At 59.6% G+C, this 18,241-nt stretch carries 17 protein-coding genes; 7 read left to right on the plus strand and 10 right to left on the minus strand.

Going from position 1 to position 18,241, the window contains the following annotated elements:
• Positions 1 to 129 precede the first annotated feature (129 nt).
• The gene (locus J5Y17_RS18590; protein WP_219787359.1) at positions 130 to 600 is read right to left on the minus strand and encodes a hypothetical protein; all 471 of its coding nucleotides are present in this window, start codon (positions 598 to 600) and stop codon (positions 130 to 132) included.
• Positions 601 to 918: 318 nt separating this feature from the next.
• The gene (locus J5Y17_RS18595) at positions 919 to 2,064 is read right to left on the minus strand and encodes an HPP family protein (RefSeq protein ID WP_219787360.1); all 1,146 of its coding nucleotides are present in this window, start codon (positions 2,062 to 2,064) and stop codon (positions 919 to 921) included.
• Between J5Y17_RS18595 and J5Y17_RS18600 the strand changes: the two genes are divergently transcribed.
• A complete protein-coding gene (locus J5Y17_RS18600; RefSeq protein ID WP_219787361.1) occupies positions 2,057 to 2,236 on the plus strand; it encodes a hypothetical protein in 180 nt (59 codons plus the stop codon). The genes J5Y17_RS18595 and J5Y17_RS18600 overlap by 8 nt on opposite strands.
• 86 nt (positions 2,237 to 2,322) lie before the next feature.
• Here the strand turns inward: J5Y17_RS18600 and J5Y17_RS18605 are convergent, their stop codons facing one another.
• Positions 2,323 to 3,021 carry a hypothetical protein gene (locus tag J5Y17_RS18605; RefSeq protein ID WP_219787362.1) on the minus strand — a complete coding sequence of 233 codons (699 nt, stop codon included), beginning with the start codon at positions 3,019 to 3,021 and terminating at the stop codon, positions 2,323 to 2,325.
• 566 nt (positions 3,022 to 3,587) lie between these two features.
• On the opposite strand from J5Y17_RS18605, the gene J5Y17_RS18610 reads away from it, so the two are divergent.
• Both J5Y17_RS18610 and J5Y17_RS18615 read left to right on the plus strand, forming a co-directional pair.
• The gene (locus J5Y17_RS18610; protein ID WP_219787363.1) at positions 3,588 to 4,892 is read left to right on the plus strand and encodes an AAA family ATPase; all 1,305 of its coding nucleotides are present in this window, start codon (positions 3,588 to 3,590) and stop codon (positions 4,890 to 4,892) included.
• A complete protein-coding gene (locus J5Y17_RS18615) occupies positions 4,889 to 5,980 on the plus strand; it encodes a ParB N-terminal domain-containing protein (RefSeq protein WP_219787364.1) in 1,092 nt (363 codons plus the stop codon). The genes J5Y17_RS18610 and J5Y17_RS18615 overlap by 4 nt, the downstream gene beginning before the upstream one ends.
• Positions 5,981 to 6,046: 66 nt before the next feature.
• On the opposite strand, the gene J5Y17_RS18620 is transcribed toward J5Y17_RS18615, so the two are convergent.
• The gene (locus J5Y17_RS18620) at positions 6,047 to 7,093 is read right to left on the minus strand and encodes a tyrosine-type recombinase/integrase (RefSeq protein ID WP_219787365.1); all 1,047 of its coding nucleotides are present in this window, start codon (positions 7,091 to 7,093) and stop codon (positions 6,047 to 6,049) included.
• A gap of 126 nt (positions 7,094 to 7,219) precedes the next feature.
• Here J5Y17_RS18620 and J5Y17_RS18625 point away from each other — a divergent pair, with 126 nt between their 5' ends.
• Together J5Y17_RS18625 and J5Y17_RS18630 are read left to right on the plus strand one after the other, a co-directional pair.
• Positions 7,220 to 8,104, plus strand: a complete 885-nt coding sequence (locus tag J5Y17_RS18625; RefSeq protein ID WP_219787366.1) for a DUF1403 family protein — start codon at positions 7,220 to 7,222, stop codon at positions 8,102 to 8,104.
• Between the two features lie 2 nt (positions 8,105 to 8,106).
• Positions 8,107 to 8,700, plus strand: a complete 594-nt coding sequence (locus J5Y17_RS18630) for an SMC-Scp complex subunit ScpB (RefSeq protein WP_219787367.1) — start codon at positions 8,107 to 8,109, stop codon at positions 8,698 to 8,700.
• A gap of 419 nt (positions 8,701 to 9,119) precedes the next feature.
• Here J5Y17_RS18630 and J5Y17_RS18635 read toward each other — a convergent pair whose 3' ends face one another.
• Together J5Y17_RS18635 and J5Y17_RS18640 are read right to left on the minus strand one after the other, a co-directional pair.
• Positions 9,120 to 9,485 (minus strand): hypothetical protein, encoded by a 366-nt coding sequence (locus tag J5Y17_RS18635; RefSeq protein WP_219787368.1) that lies wholly within the window; start codon positions 9,483 to 9,485, stop codon positions 9,120 to 9,122.
• Between the two features lie 11 nt (positions 9,486 to 9,496).
• Positions 9,497 to 10,360: an alpha/beta fold hydrolase gene (locus tag J5Y17_RS18640; RefSeq protein ID WP_219787369.1), complete on the minus strand. Its 864-nt coding sequence runs from the start codon at positions 10,358 to 10,360 to the stop codon at positions 9,497 to 9,499.
• 81 nt (positions 10,361 to 10,441) lie between these two features.
• Here J5Y17_RS18640 and J5Y17_RS18645 point away from each other — a divergent pair, with 81 nt between their 5' ends.
• On the plus strand, positions 10,442 to 10,993 hold the full coding sequence (locus tag J5Y17_RS18645; protein ID WP_219787370.1) for a TetR/AcrR family transcriptional regulator: 552 nt from the start codon (positions 10,442 to 10,444) through the stop codon (positions 10,991 to 10,993).
• Between the two features lie 102 nt (positions 10,994 to 11,095).
• Here J5Y17_RS18645 and J5Y17_RS18650 read toward each other — a convergent pair whose 3' ends face one another.
• The 4 genes from J5Y17_RS18650 to J5Y17_RS18665 all read right to left on the minus strand — a co-directional run bounded on the left by J5Y17_RS18650 (position 11,096) and on the right by J5Y17_RS18665 (position 17,497).
• Positions 11,096 to 12,214 carry an ABC transporter permease gene (locus tag J5Y17_RS18650; protein WP_219787371.1) on the minus strand — a complete coding sequence of 373 codons (1,119 nt, stop codon included), beginning with the start codon at positions 12,212 to 12,214 and terminating at the stop codon, positions 11,096 to 11,098.
• A gap of 1 nt (position 12,215) precedes the next feature.
• Entirely contained in the window at positions 12,216 to 14,930 is a 2,715-nt protein-coding gene (gene rbbA, locus J5Y17_RS18655; protein WP_219787372.1) for a ribosome-associated ATPase/putative transporter RbbA, read from the minus strand.
• A gap of 6 nt (positions 14,931 to 14,936) precedes the next feature.
• Positions 14,937 to 15,971, minus strand: coding sequence for an HlyD family secretion protein (locus J5Y17_RS18660; protein ID WP_219787373.1), 1,035 nt, complete (start codon positions 15,969 to 15,971; stop codon positions 14,937 to 14,939).
• A 1,322-nt stretch (positions 15,972 to 17,293) separates the two neighbouring features.
• Positions 17,294 to 17,497: a hypothetical protein gene (locus J5Y17_RS18665; RefSeq protein WP_219787374.1), complete on the minus strand. Its 204-nt coding sequence runs from the start codon at positions 17,495 to 17,497 to the stop codon at positions 17,294 to 17,296.
• Between the two features lie 195 nt (positions 17,498 to 17,692).
• Between J5Y17_RS18665 and J5Y17_RS18670 the strand changes: the two genes are divergently transcribed.
• Positions 17,693 to 18,013, plus strand: coding sequence for a LysR family transcriptional regulator (locus tag J5Y17_RS18670; RefSeq protein ID WP_255572217.1), 321 nt, complete (start codon positions 17,693 to 17,695; stop codon positions 18,011 to 18,013).
• Positions 18,014 to 18,241: the final 228 nt, after the last annotated feature.

Raw genomic sequence — 18,241 nt, forward strand, 5'->3', positions numbered from 1 at the left:
CCCGTTCCTACCGCCACGCCAGAGCCGATGCCTTCGAAATTTGGGCTGAGTATGCACGCGAGTTGATCGCTTGAAAATTACGCGCAGCCCCGTTCTTGAGTGCCATCAATAATAACCTGACAATGCCGCTCAAGCAGTTAGTGGGCCGTCGTTCAGAAGGTGGATCTCAAGCAACGTCACGGCGCCGATCTCGCCATCTTCGTGCAGAAGCGCGATCTTCTGTCCGCGCGTGGCTCCGATCAGGGTGGCTCCGAGCAGCGATCCAACCGGAATGGTGCCATTTAGCGGCATGGTACTCATCGACAGAACGCCCGAGCGTGTGCTTTCGCCTTCGACGACATAGGTCACGAGCCGACCCGACGCCGCAATGTCCTTAGGCAGGGGGGAGGATAGCTCACAGGACATGCGGATTTTCTTGCGGATCAGCCCGTTCAGAAGCGGCGACAGCCGCGCTCCGTCCGGTCCACGGCGAAGCAACAGATGTTCCATGCCCCGTAGGTCGGCCCCGGACAGGGCAAAGCAGGTATCCGTGTAGCGTTCGTGCTGGATCGCGCCGAAGAGATTCGCACCCATCAGCCGCGAGGGTTTCTCGTAAATCATGATGTGTCTCCCGGGGTCGGAACAGACCCGCATTCTCAAATCGAAAATGTCGAGATTACCCCGGGTGGACGCTGGCGTAATTAACCTCTCGCCGCCCGGGGGGGGAGGCGGTTCAGAAGCAGAAACCGGAAGAGGCTTTCGTTCGTAACCATGCACACAATTTAGGCGCCCGTTCGATTCTGTCAACCGTTGCGAACGACCCGTGGCAAGAAAGACACAGCTGCCTCGGTCGTCGTGGTGGTCCTGCGGATCGCCCATCGTGCGCTCCTTTCATTGGATCTTCGCGGCTCATCTACCTCCGACGAAGGCGCCGCACCATCAATCGTCCCGAAGACCCGCCCGTGCGAGCGCGGCGACAAGGTCGGTGCGCGTCACGATCCCCGCGATTTTTCCGTATTCCAGCACCGGAACTGCATCCACATCCCCATCCGCCAGCATGGGCATGAAGGCCGCAAGCGGGGTGGTCAGCGTGGCGCGTGGGCCGGCGACCGTCATGATTTCCTGCGCTTCCACGGGGCGGTCACGGTCGGTATCGGTGAGCCGCCGCAGCGCGGGCAAGAAACGCCGCTTCAGCCGCGTTGCGTCATCTTCCGCCCGCAAGATCAGATGGATCTGGAAGATGACGCCAAGGTATCGTCCATCCTCCGCGGCCACCGGCAGCGAGGTAAAGCGGTGCTCGCGGAACTCCCGCGCCACATCGGCCAGCGGCGTTTCGGGACGCACCGTGACCAGATCGCGCGACATCATGTCTTCGGCGGTGATCGGTCCGGTCCGATGGGTTGCCGCTTGCGCCTCGGCCGCGCCGATCAGCCGCGCGAGATCTTCGACCCCGAGGTTGAACGACTGCCGGTAGCGTTCGAGGATCGCGGTCAGCTCACCTTCGCTCAGACCCAGACGTTCGCTCGGGTCCGCGTCGTCGGTGCCGTGGATGTTCGGTTCGTCGAACTGCCGAAATGGATAGTGGCGGCCCGTCAATCGGGCATAGACCGCCGCCAGCCCGACAAGCGTCACCGTGCCGAGGGCGACGGGCGCGAGCGCGAACCAGAACCCCATCGCTTCGACCGTGTCAGGGCTCATCGCCGCTGTCATCGCCACCGCACCTGCAGGTGGATGCACCGCCCGCGCCATGATCGTGACGACAATGGCGAGCGCAACCGCCAGCGCGATCCGAAGCACGGGGTCAGGCACTGTCATACACACCGCAACGCCGACCAGTGCGGCCACCGTATTGCCCACGACCGCAGACCAGGGCTGGGCCAGCGGGCTGTTGGGCACCGCAAAGAGCAGCACGGAACTCGCCCCGAACGGCGCGACCAGATACAAGCCGGTTGTCAGATCGATCTGTGGTGACAGGACGCATAGCCCCGTGACACCCAGCCCGACCAGAGCGCCAAGTCCGGCGCGAAACGCCTCACGGGTCGGGGTCCGGGGGACCGCCGGACCAAGGGAACGCAGAATGGACACCGTCACACCTCTCTTTCAGCTATGCCCTGATTTTCAGCAAAGCGCCCGTTTCGCAAGCACATTATCCCCGCGCGAAAAAGATCGCAGCCATGACCAGCCCCACGAGAATGATAAAACCGCGCAGGAGTTTGACAGGCATTGTCAGGTTGTTGCCATCGACTTGTCGTTGTAGCGCTCACATCCATACTTTCTCGTACTCGTCGGAATTGAGAACCTGAAGCGCGGCGAACATCTCAGCCTGAACAGCCTGTATGATTCTCACCCGAGGACGATCACCTCATCAACGTCCCCATCCACTTGTTTGACGGCGCTGAGACAGATGTCGTTGAGATGCGTCGCCACGTAATGCGCATGAAAGCGGCTCGGGGCGTTGAGGTAGAGCCTGCGTCCGACCCTCTCTCCACGTTCAAGGGCCGCGATCCAGCTTGAGAACCGCGCAGGGTCTTCCGCATAGATCAGGCTCCTCGCCAATCCCCATTCCGTTGAGCTGTCCACTTCGGGCGCGGCGACCGCCCTGCCCTGCCGTTGGAGCGGGACGACTTTGGCATCCGTATCCGCGGGTTTGGCCCCCTGCCATTCCAGGCGTTGTTCGAAATCCGGCCCGACTGCCGCCCAGATCGACCGCGTGTCTTTCAGCAGCTTGTCCACCGAGAGGGCGTATTCTGTCACCCGCCCCCGCGCGCCCTGCCGTTTGACGATGAGCCACTCCATTGCGCGGAGCTTGGCCATCTCGCGTTTGACGGTCCGTTCCTCCACACCCCACATCCGCGCGATCTCCCGCTGGCCAACAGCCAACTCGTTGCGCTGCCAATTGTAGCGGGCTGTGATGAGGGTCATGAGGCGAAGACAAAGCACCTGTTTGCCCTTGGACTGAGAGAGCGCATAGGTCCCGAGTGCTGTGAGCACATCATATTTGACTGCGGCGGCCTGCGGACCAACCGGTTTCTTCGACAGCATCTGTCTCGCCCTTCGCAGAATTCTCTGCTTTATCGGTCCCGCCATCCGTGTCGGGATCCATCTTTCCCTCAATCCTTCCGAAGAAGGTGCCCCGAGATGTACGCGTCAAAGGTAAAGACCTCGAAACCAGCGCGCTCTCAGCGTTTTTTGTGATCTTGAAACAATTTGCGTTGAGTTCTTCGATTCTGTCAAGCGACTCCTGCGCTCAGCTTCCCTACCAAATTCCTCAAAAAAAGAAAAAGAAAGGTATTAATGGTATTGGGGGTCACGCAGGCTGTCCCCCAATCAGGGGTAAAATGTCCCCCTATAGGTAGTGGAGGGGCTGAATATGTCCCCCTATTTAGAGGGTCGCTACCGAGAAATACTGTCCCGGACTGTCGTACGCATCGCCTCGGGTCCGAATCAGGGCGCCTCGGGGAAAGGCGCAGGAAACATGGGGCTTTATACCTTTCAGCGCTTTTCACGGTTTTACTCTAATTTACGTTTTTAAGTTTTGCAATTTTTCCGTTTTCCGCGTAAATCCGAATTAGATAATAGAAAGCGTCCCCGCGGGGACAGGAGGCACAATGTTCACCCATGAAGACTTGTCGCGACTACAGGCCCAGTCGCTCAAGATGCAGGGATTTATCCGACAGCAGACCTATTCCCCTGAGCGTGAGAAGACGCTCCGCAGATTTTCGAGCTGGGAGGTGGCCGAACTCATCTTCAAGGTCAACCAATCTACCATGCGCGGCCGTCTCGCCGCCGACCCGTCTCTGCCGCAGGGTTATGTCGAAGAAGACGGGCGTCAGCGCTGGTATACGCTCGAAGAGATCAACGAGTTGCGCCGCCGTCTTAAGGTGAGCCGCAAGTCCCTCATGCCGAAACGTCCGGCGGGCAAGCGGGCGATCCGCGCGGCGATTGCGAACTTCAAAGGTGGCGCGGGCAAGTCCACCGTTGCGCTCCACTTCGCCCACGCCGCCGCGCTCGATGGTTATCGCGTGCTCTGCGTCGACTTCGACCCGCAGGCAACGTTGTCCCACTCCATGGGGCTCTCCGATGTTCAGGAGGAGTTCACGGTCTGGGGCGTCATGGCGCGCGATCTGATCAATGAGACAGAGCGCATGAACGCCGCGACCCGTGGGGCCGAGAGCGGCTCCGCCCTGCCCCAACGCCGCCTGCCCTCTTCTATTACGGACATGGGTCTTTCTGATCTGCGCGTCGCGGACTTTATCAAGGCGACCAACTGGCCGACCATCGACATCATCCCGTCCTGCGCCAACGCGGCCTTCGTCGAGTTCGCCTCCGCGCAATATCGCAACCTCAATCCGGAGTGGTCGTTCTTCGCCGCTGTGAGCCGCTATCTCGACACCCTGCCCGCGGACGCCTACGACATGATCATCTTCGACTGTCCGCCTGCGATCGGCTATCAGTCCATGAACGCGGTCTTTGCTGCCGACGTGCTCTATATCCCCTCCGGCCCCGGCTACTGGGAATATGACTCGACCACCTCCTTCATCGGTCAGCTCGCCGAAGCGCTTGAAGATCTTTCGGCCTTCAACGGCGTTGTCCCCGCGGGGACAAGCAACCTGCCGAAAGCGTTCCACGACATCCGTTTCCTTCTGACGCGGTTCGAGGCGGGCAATGAATTGCACCGCGCGATGCGGTCGGCTTTTGAAAAGGTTTTTGGGGATAGGCTCACCCAGAACCCGATTGAGATGACCCGGGCGGTGGAACAGTCCGGTCGCTTCCTGTCGTCGATCTATGAGACCGACTACCGCGACATGACGCGCGAGACGTGGCGCCGCGCACGGTCCTCTTTCGATAATGCGTATGAAGAATTCCGCGGGCACCTTCTTGAGGCCTGGGTCAATCTGGAGGATGAGGCATGAGCAAGAAACGCCGCGTCTTTGACATAGACTTCCCGACCGATCCGGTCGAGGTAGACACGCCTGTCCCCGCGGGGACGGAGGAGCCAGACGTGCGTGAGACCCGCCGTGGTCCGATGGCGAGCGCCATTCAGGAAAACGCCTCCGCCCTCCGCGAACGCCAAGCCGCCGAGGCCGCGATTCGCGACGAAAACGACCGCCTCGCGCATGATTTTGTGCGGATGAAGAAACAGGGGTTGATCGTGGACCTCGTGGCGATTGATGCCGTGTCCACGACCAAACTCACCCGCGACCGGAGCATCACGCGCGATCCGGAACTGGACGAGTTGAAAATCTCCATCCGTGAGCTTGGCCTCTCGAACCCGATCCGCGTGGAGCAGGTTGGCGAGGGCTATGAGCTTGTGCAGGGCTTCCGCCGTCTTACCGCCTACCGCGAACTTTTCGCGGAAACGGGGGATGACCGGTTCGCGAAAATTCCGGCGGGTCTGATGTCGAGCGGTGAAGCTCTCGACGGTCTTTACCGCCGGATGGTCGATGAGAACCTCGTGCGCCGTGATATTTCTTTTGCGGAAATGGCGGCGCTTGCGCGGGCCTATGCCGCCGATCCGGAGACCGAATGCGCGAACGTCGAGGAGGCCGTCGCCATTCTCTATGCCTCGGCGAACCGGCAGAAACGCAGCTACATTCGTCACTTCGCGACACTCTTGGATCATATCGGTGGCGCGCTCAAATTTCCGGAAGCGATCCCACGTGCCCTTGGTCTCGATCTTGAGAAAAAGTTCGCGGACGATGCGGCGGCGGTAACGCGCGCGAAATCGCGGCTCGCGGCGGCGATGTCGACGACCGCGGAGGCCGAGATTGAGGTGCTGCGGAGCTTGCTCACCGGAGTGCGCAAAGCCGAAAAGAAAGCGCCAGCGGGAAAAGCCAATAAGCTCAAAACCACGTTCCGCATGACTGTCCCCGCGGGGACAGTGCGCTGTGCGGTGCAAGATGGGCGGCTTGAACTGCGCTCCGACATGGACTTCGGCCAGATGGAAAAGCAGAAACTCGAGGCCGCGCTCGCCGCGTTCTTTGCGGAGTTGGACAGCTAATCCACCCGATCAGACGACAGATAAAAGGCGGTCCAAGTGGCCGCCTTTTTTCGTTTCCGTCACATGTCAGAGGCCCGCGGCTTTCGTGAGGTTGATCCGAAACCGATCCCGCCGCCGCTGATACCGGCGCGTCATTTCCACAGAGGCATGGCCGAGGTGTTTCTGGATATAGCGTTCATCTACATCCGCCGAACTCGCCAACCCTGCGCGGAGGCTGTGGCCGGAAAACAGCGCGAGGCGGTCTTTCTCCGGCAGCTCAGAGCGCAGGCCCACTTTCAGAACCGTGTGTTTGATAAGCCGCGCGACGTGTTTGTCGCTGAGTCGATCCTCCAAGGCGCGTTTGCCGTCGCGCGACGTGCGGACAAACACGGGACCAAATTCGATCTTCGCGAAGCGCAGCCATTGCTCCAAGGCATGAACGGGGCAGGTCGCCTCAGTTGAGCCGCGCCCGATTTCGACCTCACGCCAACCGGTCTTGGAATTGAGCGTCAAGAGCGCACCTTCCTCATAGATCGTGACCCAGCCGCCGCTGTGCTCTGTGTCGTCTTTGTGCACGTCGAGGCTGACAATCTCGGTCCGGCGCAAGCCACCCGCATAGCCCAAAAGCAGGATCGCCCGATCCCGCAGCCCGCGCAGATCATAGGGCAGGGTGGCGACCATGGCCTTAATGTCCTCTGGAAAGATCGCTTCCTTTTGGACCGGCGGGCGGGCGTGTTTGCGTTTGATGCCCGCGAGGATGCGGGCGATGTGGCGTTCCTTGCGGTTCAGGGTCAGGCCGCGCTGTGCGTAATTCCATGAGAGACCGGAGAGGCGACGCTCGATACTTGCCACCGTCAGAGGGGCGGTCTTGTCCGAGGGATGTGCGAGGTCGGTGAGATAGAGGCCGATGATTTCCGGTGAGGGGGGCAGGGTGTCCGCTCCTTTCATCCGACACCAGCGCGAGAAATGCGCCCAGTCGGCGGCGTAGGCTTTCGCTGTGTTCTCCGCAACGGTCGCCTCCACATAGGTGCGCGCGGTTTCCACCAGGCGCTCAAGCGACCCTGATCCCGCGATATGGTCGGGCAGGGTGATTTCGACGTCTTTGTGCGGTGTGTTTTCGGGTGTTTTGGCCATATTCCAGAGCCTATATCTATTATGTCCGATAATGCAAATTTATTGGACATAATAGCATCCATCAAGGTGCGGCGGTTTGTTGAAAATTTTCTGGATGAAAGCGCCGTGGTGATTTAGGCTCCGGTCATGAAAATGACTCCGCCGGACATCGCATCAGACCCGAGTACATTAGCGCCTTTGCCGCGCTGGGTCACCGCGCGGCGTGCGGAAGCCTTTGAAGATGTGGCTTTTTTGTCGGGGTATGCCCTGAGCCATCTGCATCTTGTGGCCGCACGTCCGGAGCTGCCCCACGCCTTGTTGCGCGATCGGCTGGCTTTGCGCGCAGCGGAGGCCTGTGCGGCGCTTTCGGGGCGGATTGAGCGGGCCGCAGAGTTGCGGGACACCTGCCATCTGCTGCGTCCCGGCGACCTGCCCGGACCTGCGGGGGAGATGTATCTCTCTTGGCGGCGGGCCGTGGAGCGGCCTGTGTCCCCGCAGGGGCTGCACCGCGCCTTGCCGGCTGTTGAGGCCACGGAGGTCGCGGTCTGGCTCGACTCGGGGCAGGGGGCGCCGCTTCGTCGGGCGGCGGCAGTTTTTGAGACAGTTCTCAGAGAGCGTCCCCGCGCGCGGGTTCCCTCGCTGATCATGGCGGAGGCGGCCTTGGCACAGGGAATGGGCGCAACGCATCTCCTGCCGTTGCTCGCGCTCGGGCTGAAGCGCGCGGATTTCAATGTGAGGGGTGACGCGTTGGTTGATGCCTGCCACCGCGCGGTGATCGCCGCTGTGCCGGAGGTCCTGACCCTCGCCTCTGATCTCACCCGCAAAGCCGCGCATCTCGTGTCGGTCGCGCCAAAGCTCCGCGCGAAAGGGGCAGGGGAGGCGGTCGAGATGTTTTTGACGCAGGATGCCGTGGCTCCCGCGGCGCTACCGCTGCCGGATCGGGCCGCGCGGCGGCTTTGCGATCGCTTGGTCGAGTTGGGCGCGGTGCGCGAGCTCACCGGACGCGACACCTTCCGGCTTTATGGGGTGTGAACATGGCAGGGGCGCGCCGCACAGCTGAACTTGATCGCGAGTTGGAGGCTCTGCCGCCCGAACTGCGGTGGCGTGAGTGGATGCATCGGATCGAAGCCGTGCTTTTTGCCTCTGCCACGCCCGTGCCGCGCGAAGATCTTGCGCGGGTCGTGGGGCGAGGGGCCTCGGTCGATCTTCTGATTGCGGATCTGGCCGCTGATCTTGAGGGGCGGGCCTTTGAGATCGCCAAGGTTGGAGGAGGCTGGGTGTTCCGGACGCGCCCCGTTTATGCGCCTGCGATCCGTGCGGCGGCGGATGTTGGCGATCAGCTTCAGGACCTGAGCGAGTTTGACATCGCGGTGCTCGCTGCGGTGGCGTATCACCAGCCGATCACCCGCCACGGGTTGAAGGATATCTTTGGCAAGGAGATCAGTCGCGACCTGATCGGCCGTCTGCATGATCGCCATCTCATCGGCACCGGGCCGCGCAGTCCGCGACGTGGGGCGCCCTATACATTCGTCACGACGGAACAGTTTCTGGTCGCATTCGGATTTGAGAGCCTGCAAGACCTGCCGGATCGTGAACAGTTGCAGGATTCCGGGCTGGAGAAGTCTTGAAATGGGCTTGGTGCGTCAGCGCATATCGGGTCTGCCATATTGGCAGGGGGCGCTGTCTTGAAAAGTTTTCAAGCTGCACATAAATAGAGCAAAGGAAGAGGTGATATGAGGCAACTCACGTCGCTTTCTACCTCCCTGTTGGACTTAAGGCCGAGCTTTGCTCGGTCTTTTTTTGGAAAAGTGCTCTGCCAAAATCGGCAACATGTCTGGGTTCGGTGCTGTAACGCCGAGACGAAACATTATAGAGACTATGGGCAAGCGATCCGGGGGAGACAGTCGCATGCCTGTCTCCAAAGACCCGATATGCGTTCATCGTGCCTGCTTTACCGCACGGTCCATTGTAGGCCAAGCGCATAGGTCCCTGCAGCACTCACCAGCGCCCCCACTAGGACCGTCAGCGCAAGGATCGTCCAGCTGATTCAATCTACGCCCAGAATGAAGAAATTGTCATTCCAGATGCCCCAGACCGGAATGGAGGGACGCCACAGGTGAACTTCGGAAAAGGCCGCGCCAACCAGCAGGCCGTTGATCATCATCGCGACGCCTGCGCCTTTGCCGCGCCACAAAAGCGCCAACGCGATCAGGCTCGGCACATAGACGGACACATTCACCAGCCAAAGCTGCGCGCTGATCGTATAGCACCAGTTCGCGGCCTGACGGACGTGATCGCTGTCATGGATCACGATCATCGCAATCATGGTGATATTGGCCCAGAGGATGGTTCTCCGGGCGCGGGCGTACAGGACTTCTGAGCGGGTTCCATCCTGTGTCGCATTATCAGTCATGGGCGGGCCTTTCAGGTCAGATCGGGCTGAGGCAGATCAAGTAGGTCGGCCCACACGGGCGCGCTCTCTTTGGACAGGACTTCGATATGTTTGAGCGCAGGCAGGCCGTAGTCCGCAGGGGCAAATATACGAAACTCGGCCCCTGATGGCGCAAAGGCCTCCGCATAGCGTCGGACCGCAACCGGCGGGACGACGACATCGTCGGCGGCAACGCAAATGCGGATGTCCTTGCCCTCGATGCTGTAATTCGGCTTCGGCAGGGTGACGCCGATGTCCGAGGCGTAGAAATCGCGCCGGGTGCACCATCTGCGCCACTGCCAATAGACACCGGCGGGCAGATCGGCCCCCAGCAACAATCTTTTGCCCGGCATATAGCCCGCAAGGGCGGTCGCCACGGGGCCAAGCGCGAACCAGAAGGCCAGAACCTTGGGGCGGTAGCTCCAGGGATGGTGGGTATAATGTCCGATCCCGGCGCCGATGGTGGTGATCCGTGTGACGCGGTCGGGCAGGTTCTGGAACGGAAGACCAAGCCCGCCCAAACTGTGCCCGAGCACCCACAAGGGGCCTGTCGGCGCCAGTTTGGCCAGTGTATCGAGTGCTGCGGTCTGATCGCGCACGGCCCAGTCCGCGAAATTCGTCTGGCTTTCACGCATCGGCCGGGTCTGGGACGCGCCGAAATCCCGATAGTCATAGGTCAGAACATTGATCCCGCGCGCGGCAGCCCAGGCGGCGAAATGGCGGTAAAAGCGCTGCGGCACGCCGGTGGCGCCATGCAGCACCAGGCTGGCAAGGGGCACATCGGATGCCGGATACCAGGTCCCGATAAGTGTGGCCCCCTCTGCCGGGATGGAGATTGTCTGTGTGGCCTGTTCCAAAACTCTCGCTTTCCTTGCATTGGACCGACTGGTCTACGGAAGCAATAGACCAGTCGGTCCAGTGGCGCTATCTGTTTTGTCATGAGTGACCCAACGTCTCGCGACAAGCTGATCCGCATCGCCTCGAACCTCTTTCGCCAGAAGGGGTATTCGGGTGTTGGCCTGTCGGAGATTCTCAAAGAGGCGGGGCTGCCCAAAGGGTCGCTGTATTATCATTTCCCGAACGGCAAACAGGAACTGGCCGAAGCCGCGACACGTTGGGCCGGGGCGTGGCTGGAACGGTTGCTCGATACGACCTTCGCTCAGGCCGAAAGCTTTGACGAAGGTGCGCTCATGGTATGCGACGCCATTGCCTCCGAGGTGACGTCGCAGACTCATGTCCCGGCCTGTCCCGTGCTCAGCATCCTGCAAGCCGCCCCGCTGGAACCGCGCCTCCAGATCACCGCGCAGGAGGTCTATGGCAGCTGGACGAAATGTATCGAGAAACACGCCGAACGGTTGGGTCATCCCCGGCCCGACGACGCCGCCTTTTCCTTGCACTGTCAATTGCAGGGCGCGTGGGTCATTGCCTTTGCCCACCAATCAAACGCGGCTTTTACCCAACTGGCGCGGGAACTCAGGACAAAACTCTGAATTTTGTCGAGCCAGACATCTGTGTTGGGTGCAGTAACCTTCTGCTTCGACGTTGCGCTGCGCTTCTGCTCAAACCCGGAAACAGGTTTAAGCAGAAACGCTTTAGCTCAGGATTTTACGGAACCGGGCCAGCACCATAGACAGGGCGACGATCGACATCGCCACCATCGCGGCAAGCTGTCCAATCACGAGATCCAACCCTGCGCCCCTGTAGAGGACGGATTGTGCAAAGGAGACGAAATGCGGCGAGGGGCTGATCGTGCGCATGACAAGTTGTAGCCAGTCGGGCATGGATTCGAGCGGGGTTATGCCCCCTGACAGAAGAATCATGATGACGATGACCGGAATGGTCAAAAGGCCGAATTGCCCCATGTTATGGGTGAAACTCGCGAGCATCAGACCAAGCGAGGCCACCGACACGACATAGATCGCGGCACCCAGAACATAGAGCGCCAGAGAACCGGCAATCGGCACCCCCATTGCCCACTGCACCACCACCACGAGGCTGAACACGGAGGCAAAAAGGATCACGCCGCCGGTGGCAAAGATTTTCGACAGAACGATCTCATGCGGGCGCACGGGCATCACAAGCACATGTTCGATGGTGCCGCGTTCGCGTTCGCGGATCAGCGACGCCCCGGAGAGGATCAGCATCAGCATCGTAACGTTGTTCATCAGTTGCATCACGGACGTGAACCAGCGCGCCGTCATGTTCGGATTAAACCGACTGCGAAACACCACGTTCACCAGATCATCACTGTCGACACCCGGCGCGAGATAGTCGGAAACGGTTTCGGCCAGCAGTTGGGTCATGAAGGATGAACCATTGCCGGCAAAGGCCACGGCGGTGGCATCGGCGAGAATTTGTATCTCCGCTTCATCGCCCCGGCGCAGATCGCGCTCAAGATCGGGGGGCAGAGAGACGACCAGAACATAGTCGCCATTGGTCTGCGCCTCTGCCGCTTCATCCGGGCTCAAAAGCGCGGGCGTTGTAAAGAGCGGCGCGCGGATTTCGTCGATGATCCGGGCCGCAAGCGGGCTGTGGTCTTCATCGACTACGGCGACGGACAAATCCTTCACTTCGGTCGAGCCTGCGTCGGAGACAAGCCAGACGGCTGCGCTGAATACGTAGAGGATCAGCGCAACCATCACGAGATCGCCGCGGATCGCACGCAGCTCTTTGACCGTCAGGCGGAGGATATTGGAGAGGCTTTTTAACATGTCAGGCCTCCTGCTTGCGAAGGGCAAGCACGGACAGGGTGAGATAGATCAGGCAGAACCCCGTGATGACAAGGATGTTGATTGCCACATCGCCGAAACCGAAGCCCTTGAGGAAGGTGCCGATGGAGATCGGCTGGAACCACGCGCCGGGGAAGGACAGGCCTACGATGCGTCCCATGGGCGCAAGCGTGGAAACGGGGGTGATCAGGCCGGAGAAATTCACCGTCGGAATGATGGACAGCACCGCCGTTGCGAAGACAGCAGAGACCTGCGTGCGGGTAAAGCTCGACATAAATTGTCCGAAGCCCGTGGTGGCAATGACATAGAACAGCGCGGCCAGCCCGAGCGCAGGCAGGCTGCCATGCAGCGGCACGCCGAACACCCAAAGGCCAAGCCCTGCCATAACCCAGAAATTGAACCAGGCGATGATGATATATGGGATTTGTTTGCCGATGAGGAACTCCACCTTGCGCACCGGCGTGGCGCGGAAATTGGCAATCGTTCCGGTTTCCTTTTCGCGCACGACCGAGATCGCCGACATAATCGCCGGGATCAGCATCAAAATGAGCATGAGCATCGACGGCACCATGGCATGCGCGCTTTTGAAGGCCTGATTGTAGAGATAGCGAGTCGTAATCGACAGGCTGTCGGAGCTTTCCGTGCCCGTTTCGGTGGCAAGATCGTCGGCAAATTGCGTGAGAAGGCCAAGCGCATAGCCCTCGGCGGTTTCTCCGCGGAACGGCATGGAGCCATCGATCCAGAGCGAGATTTCCGGCGCGCTCCCCTGATGCAGCGCTTTGCCGAAGCCATCGGGAATTTCCAGCGCCACCGTCAGGTTCCCCCGCTCCATCTGCCGATCCAGCGCGTCAAGCGAGGTGAAATCGTCCTTTTGATCGAATTGGGGAATGGAGCTAAACGCCTCGATAAGGCGGCGGCTTTCCGGCGTGTGGTCCATGTCGTTGACCGCAAAGCTCAGCTTGTCGACGTCAAAGGAAATCCCGAATCCCATGGTGATCAAAAGGATGATCGGCCCCGCAAGCGCAAAGAACATCCGGATCGGATCGCGGATCAGTTCCAGCGTTTCGCGCGACGTATAAGCCCAAAGACGGCTCACAGCGCGTTGCAGTGCATTGGGGGCGACAGCCGCGACCTCATTGCGCAGGGCATCGGTGTCCGCCGCGCCCTCATCGGCCTGCGTCTCACCTTCCAGCGCCGCGATAAACGCCTCTTCCAATGTCTGAGCCCCGCGCCGTTCGGTCAGCTCCTCGGGAGTACCGACATCGAGCACGCGCCCTGCATGCATAAGCGAAATCCGGTCGCAGCGCTCCGCTTCGTTCATGAAATGGGTGGAGATGAAGATCGTCACGCCCTCGTCGCGCGACAGCGAAATCAGCTTGCGCCAAAACGCATCGCGCGCCAGCGGATCGACCCCGGAGGTCGGCTCATCAAGGATGAGAATGCGCGGTTCGTGGATGGTCGCGACCGCCAATTGCAAACGTTGCCGAATCCCCAAAGGCAGCCCGTCGGGCATCGATGCGGCCACCTCGGTCAGTTCAAATTCGTCCAGGACCTCGCGCACCCGCTCCGCGCGGCGCTCGGGGGGAATGTGATAGAGTTCTGCGTGCAGTTCGAGATTCTGCCGCACGGTCAGCTCGGTATAGAGCGAGAAGGCCTGTGACATGTAACCAATGTTCTGGCGTGCGGCCATGTCGCCGTTCTCAAGCTCTTCGCCAAAGAGTTTCGAGCGTCCTTCCGTGGGCTGCAACAGCCCGGTGAGCATTTTCATCGTTGTCGATTTGCCACAGCCGTTGGAACCGAGAAAGCCGAAAATCTCGCCCTCGGGAATGGTGAAACTGACGTGATCCACGGCGGTGAAATCGCCGAAGCGCTTGACCAGATCGAACGCCTCGATTGCGGGCACCGTGCCGTCTTTTGCGGGCCGGGTGCGCAGGGTCACTCCGACCTCCTCGCCCTCTTCTTTCGGGAGCATCTCGATGAAGGCATCCTCAAGCGTCGCCTTGCCCGCTTGCGCCCGAATGTCTTCCGGGCTGCCTATCGCGATCACCTTGCCGTCGTTCATGGCCGCCAACCATTCAAAGCGTTCCGCCTCTTCCATGTAGGCCGTGGCGACGAGCACACTCATGCCGGTGAGCTTGGCGCGGATGCGATCAATAAGCTCCCAGAACTGACGCCGGGACAAAGGATCCACCCCGGTCGTCGGCTCGTCAAGGATCAGCAGATCCGGGTCATGGATCAGTGCCGCGCAAAGCCCGAGCTTTTGCTTCATCCCGCCGGACAGCTTGCCCGCCGGACGATCAAGAAAAGGCGCAAGTCCGGTGGCTTCGGTCAGCATCGCGATGCGTTTGCGCCGTTCGGCCTGTTGCTGTCCAAAGAGGCGCCCGAAAAAATCGAGGTTTTCGCGCACACTCAGCGTCGGGTAGAGGTTTTTGCCCAGCCCCTGCGGCATATAGGCAATCCGCGCGCCCAGTGTGCTGCGGGCACTGGCGTCGCGCATGTCTTGGCCGAGGACCGTCACCTCCCCCGCCTGCGCTTTGCGCACACCGGCGATCAAACCCAGAAGCGTGGATTTCCCGACCCCGTCCGGACCGATCAGGCCAACCACTTTTCCGGCGGGAATGTCGAGTGTCACATCGTCGAGCGCAAAGACCGCCTTGTAACGATGCGACACGGCGTTCAGGCGTGCCACATACCCCATATCGGATCACTCCGGCACGTTGACGGTCAGATGCTCCGGCCAGTCCACGTCAGGTTCGGTGCGCACAAAACCGATGCCCCGCACCCCGCTTTTGATCAGGCTTTCGTATTTCGCCAAGAGCGCACGCGGCACCGACAGTTTCACCCGGAACACGAGCTCTTCGCGCTGCTCCTGCGTTTCGACACTCTTCGGCGTGAATTGTGATTGCGGCGAGATGAACGTGATCGTTGCAGGAACGACATAGTCGGAAATCGGGTCGAGAATGAGCCGCGCCTCATCGCCCACCGCCAGCGTGCCGATCACCGTCGCGGGCAGGTAGATGTTCATGTAAACATTGCTCAGATCGAGCATGGTGACCACAGGATAGCCCGCATCAATCACCTCGCCCGGTTCATGCAGGCGATACAGCACCCGGCCTCTCAGCGGCGCGGTGATGGTCAGATCGTCGAGCGCCAATTGCACCTGGTCCTGATCCGCCTCAGCGGCAGCGATGGACGCCTTGGCATCTTCGATTTGCGCCTTGGCCATCTCGACCGTGGCCTTGGCGCTGTTGAGCGCATTGGTCGCATCGTCGAGTGTGCTTTGCGATGTGGTTCCACTGTCATGCAGCTTCACCACACGGTCATAGGTGGTTTGTGCCACGGAAAGCGCGCTTTCGGCCTGCATCAGTGTCGCCTGCGCCACCGTCAGCCCGGCATTGGCACGCAGCACGGCCGCCTTTGCTGCATTGAGCTGGGCCGTAGCGTCCGCCGTGCCCATTTGCGCGATCACATCGCCCGCAGACAACAGATCACCCTCCGCCGCCGTAACACTGTCGATGCGCCCGGCATATTTCGTGGCGACATCGACGGTTTGCGCCTCAATGCGGCCGTTGGAACTATAGATGCCCTCCTCACCACTCGATTTGCCGAATTTTTCGAGCAGTGTGTCGAAGTCGGGCCCAGCGGTTGCTGGTGCGGCAGTGACAGAAAGAAACGCTGACAGAAAACTTGCAACGACAATGCGAAGGATTGGGGGATGTAATGTGGACAATACGGACATGTTTGCGGCCTCTTCTCTCACAGGCAGGAGTCTTTGTTTATGGCGTTCGCTAAAGCGTTTCTCAAAAAACTTGAGGCACTCAATTTTGAGAAACGCAGCACTATCCATTCAGTGTGGCAACGTTTTCCGCTCAATCTGATTCAGATTAAACGAAAAACGCTTTAATTCTCTATACCTTCCGAAGGGACCTCGTAACACATTATAAATGACAAATGTGTCATTTTGTCTTTGGCCGTATGGGTTTTCTTCATTGAACCTGCTGGAACACAGAAAGGCGAGACATCTTTGCTCAATGGCCCAGACGGGGAACTTCGATAAAACCATGTGCTAACGCGTTTCGCATTAAATCTGAATCACAGATTTTGTGTGAAGCGCTCACAACGTTTATATGTTGCACTGCGTTTTTCTTTTTCCCTGGCTCAGATAAAAAGAAAAACGCTTTAGACACAGCCTTGGCGGTTATCACGTTCCCAAAAGATAGGTGACCTGAGTGCGGTCGAACCAGGCCCCTTTGCAAAGGCTGATTGCAACGCCGCACGCAGGCTCAGACGTTCGGCCAAAGCGGCCTGTGGATCGGATGCAATCAGCGCGTCGATGTCGCGCGGAATTGCCGCCGGGGACAGATCGGCGCGGGGCGGGCAGGGTCAGGATCGGAAAGGTTTTGTCGCTCAGGGTTTGGTTTGAAACTTTGAAAGGGGTGACGAGTGGCAGGTTGACAATGCGCAACTCGGCCGCCTCGATTTTCAGCGGGGTGAAGGAAGGGGGCATTTAGGGTCTCGGGGCAATCAGCGGGTTTTGGAGATGACACGGGCGAAGGTTTCGCTGTCGGCATGGGAGAACAGCTTTTCGGGCGGTCCCTGTTCGGCGACGCGGCCTTCCATGACGTTTTCCAACACGGTGCGATGGGGCGGCGGCGGTCAAATCCGAAGCAGTCGTGGGAGATGCATGGCTGAATTTCCAAACCGGCTGAGGGTCTGGGCTTGGACGAAATCTAAAATCGCCCGTAATTTGGGCACATAAAGCATGGCTTTGAGGAAACTCAAATCGCTTTATACTTCCTTGTTGAACATGAAGGCCGGGCTGAGCCCGGTCTTTTTGTGCCGAGATTCCGATACGCTGTACACGTCATGCCTTTCTTTTTATGAATCAGGTTAAACGCGTGACGGTTTGGGTATGGCCAATCAGAACTCACCGTCAGACTCACTGTGATCACACGACCCGCGTCTGTTCTGTCATTTATAAAAAGAGATACCCGCCGGGGGCCGGCGGGCAGGGATTGGTGATCAGAGTTCGGTCATCAAGAAACTGCCCCGCACCCTCGTTTATTCGCCGCCTGTGACGATGGACTTGCCGCCTTTATAGGCGAGTTTACCGGCGCCAACCGCGCCTCTGGCAACGAGTTCGGTGCCGGAGGCGGCAACGTCGACGGTGTTGCCGATCACCTGATCGGAAGAACAGGCGGACAGGCCAATCCCGGCCGACAAAAGCAGGGCGAAGGTCATCTTACGCGTCACATGCAGCGTCATAATCAGTCTCCTTGTCTTGACAAGAATGTATATGTTGAGCCGGAAACCGTCCCGCCGGACAGAGCCGCCCGACACTCTCTTTTCGGGTCTCATGCACGGTGGTCCGTTTCCACACTGCGGAAATAGGCAATTTGATTGAATTAGAAAAACGAATAAGAAATATAGTTAAAGTGAAAATAAATCATAGGTAACGTCATGGATATCGCGCTCATTCGAACCTTTCTGGAAGTGGCTGCGACCGGGTCTTTCGTGACGCAATCCGCGATCAGCCTGCGTATCCAGCGGTTGGAGGACTCCTTGGGTAAACAGCTTTTTACCCGTTCGAAAGCGGGCGCGGAGCTGACCCCCGCGGGGCGGGAATTCGAGCGCTATGCCCTGTCCCTGATCAAGATCTGGGAAGAGGCGCGGCAACAGATCGGTGTGCCGGAGGGCTATACGAAGTCGCTCACGATCGGCGCGCGGCTCTGTTGCAAACTTTTTCAGCGACAAGCATTTTGTGGGTCATTGCTGAGATAAGGGGTGTAGCATGAGCGACTTCAAAGGCCGTCATTTCCGGGGTGAAATCGTGCTTTGGGCTGTGCGTTGGTACTGCCGCTAGGCTCTGTTGCAAACTTTGGCACAAGTCGCACTTACGCCTCGGACAGACACATTTATGCTGCGAGCTGTTTCTCCAGCCAGGCCATTGTTTCAGCCATGACACACGGCCCAACGCCGAAGGCCCGCTCAATCATGCGCTTCTCACCA

Origin of the sequence: Celeribacter sp. PS-C1, assembly GCF_019429625.1 — a bacterium.
Taxonomy (GTDB): Bacteria; Pseudomonadota; Alphaproteobacteria; order Rhodobacterales; family Rhodobacteraceae; genus Celeribacter.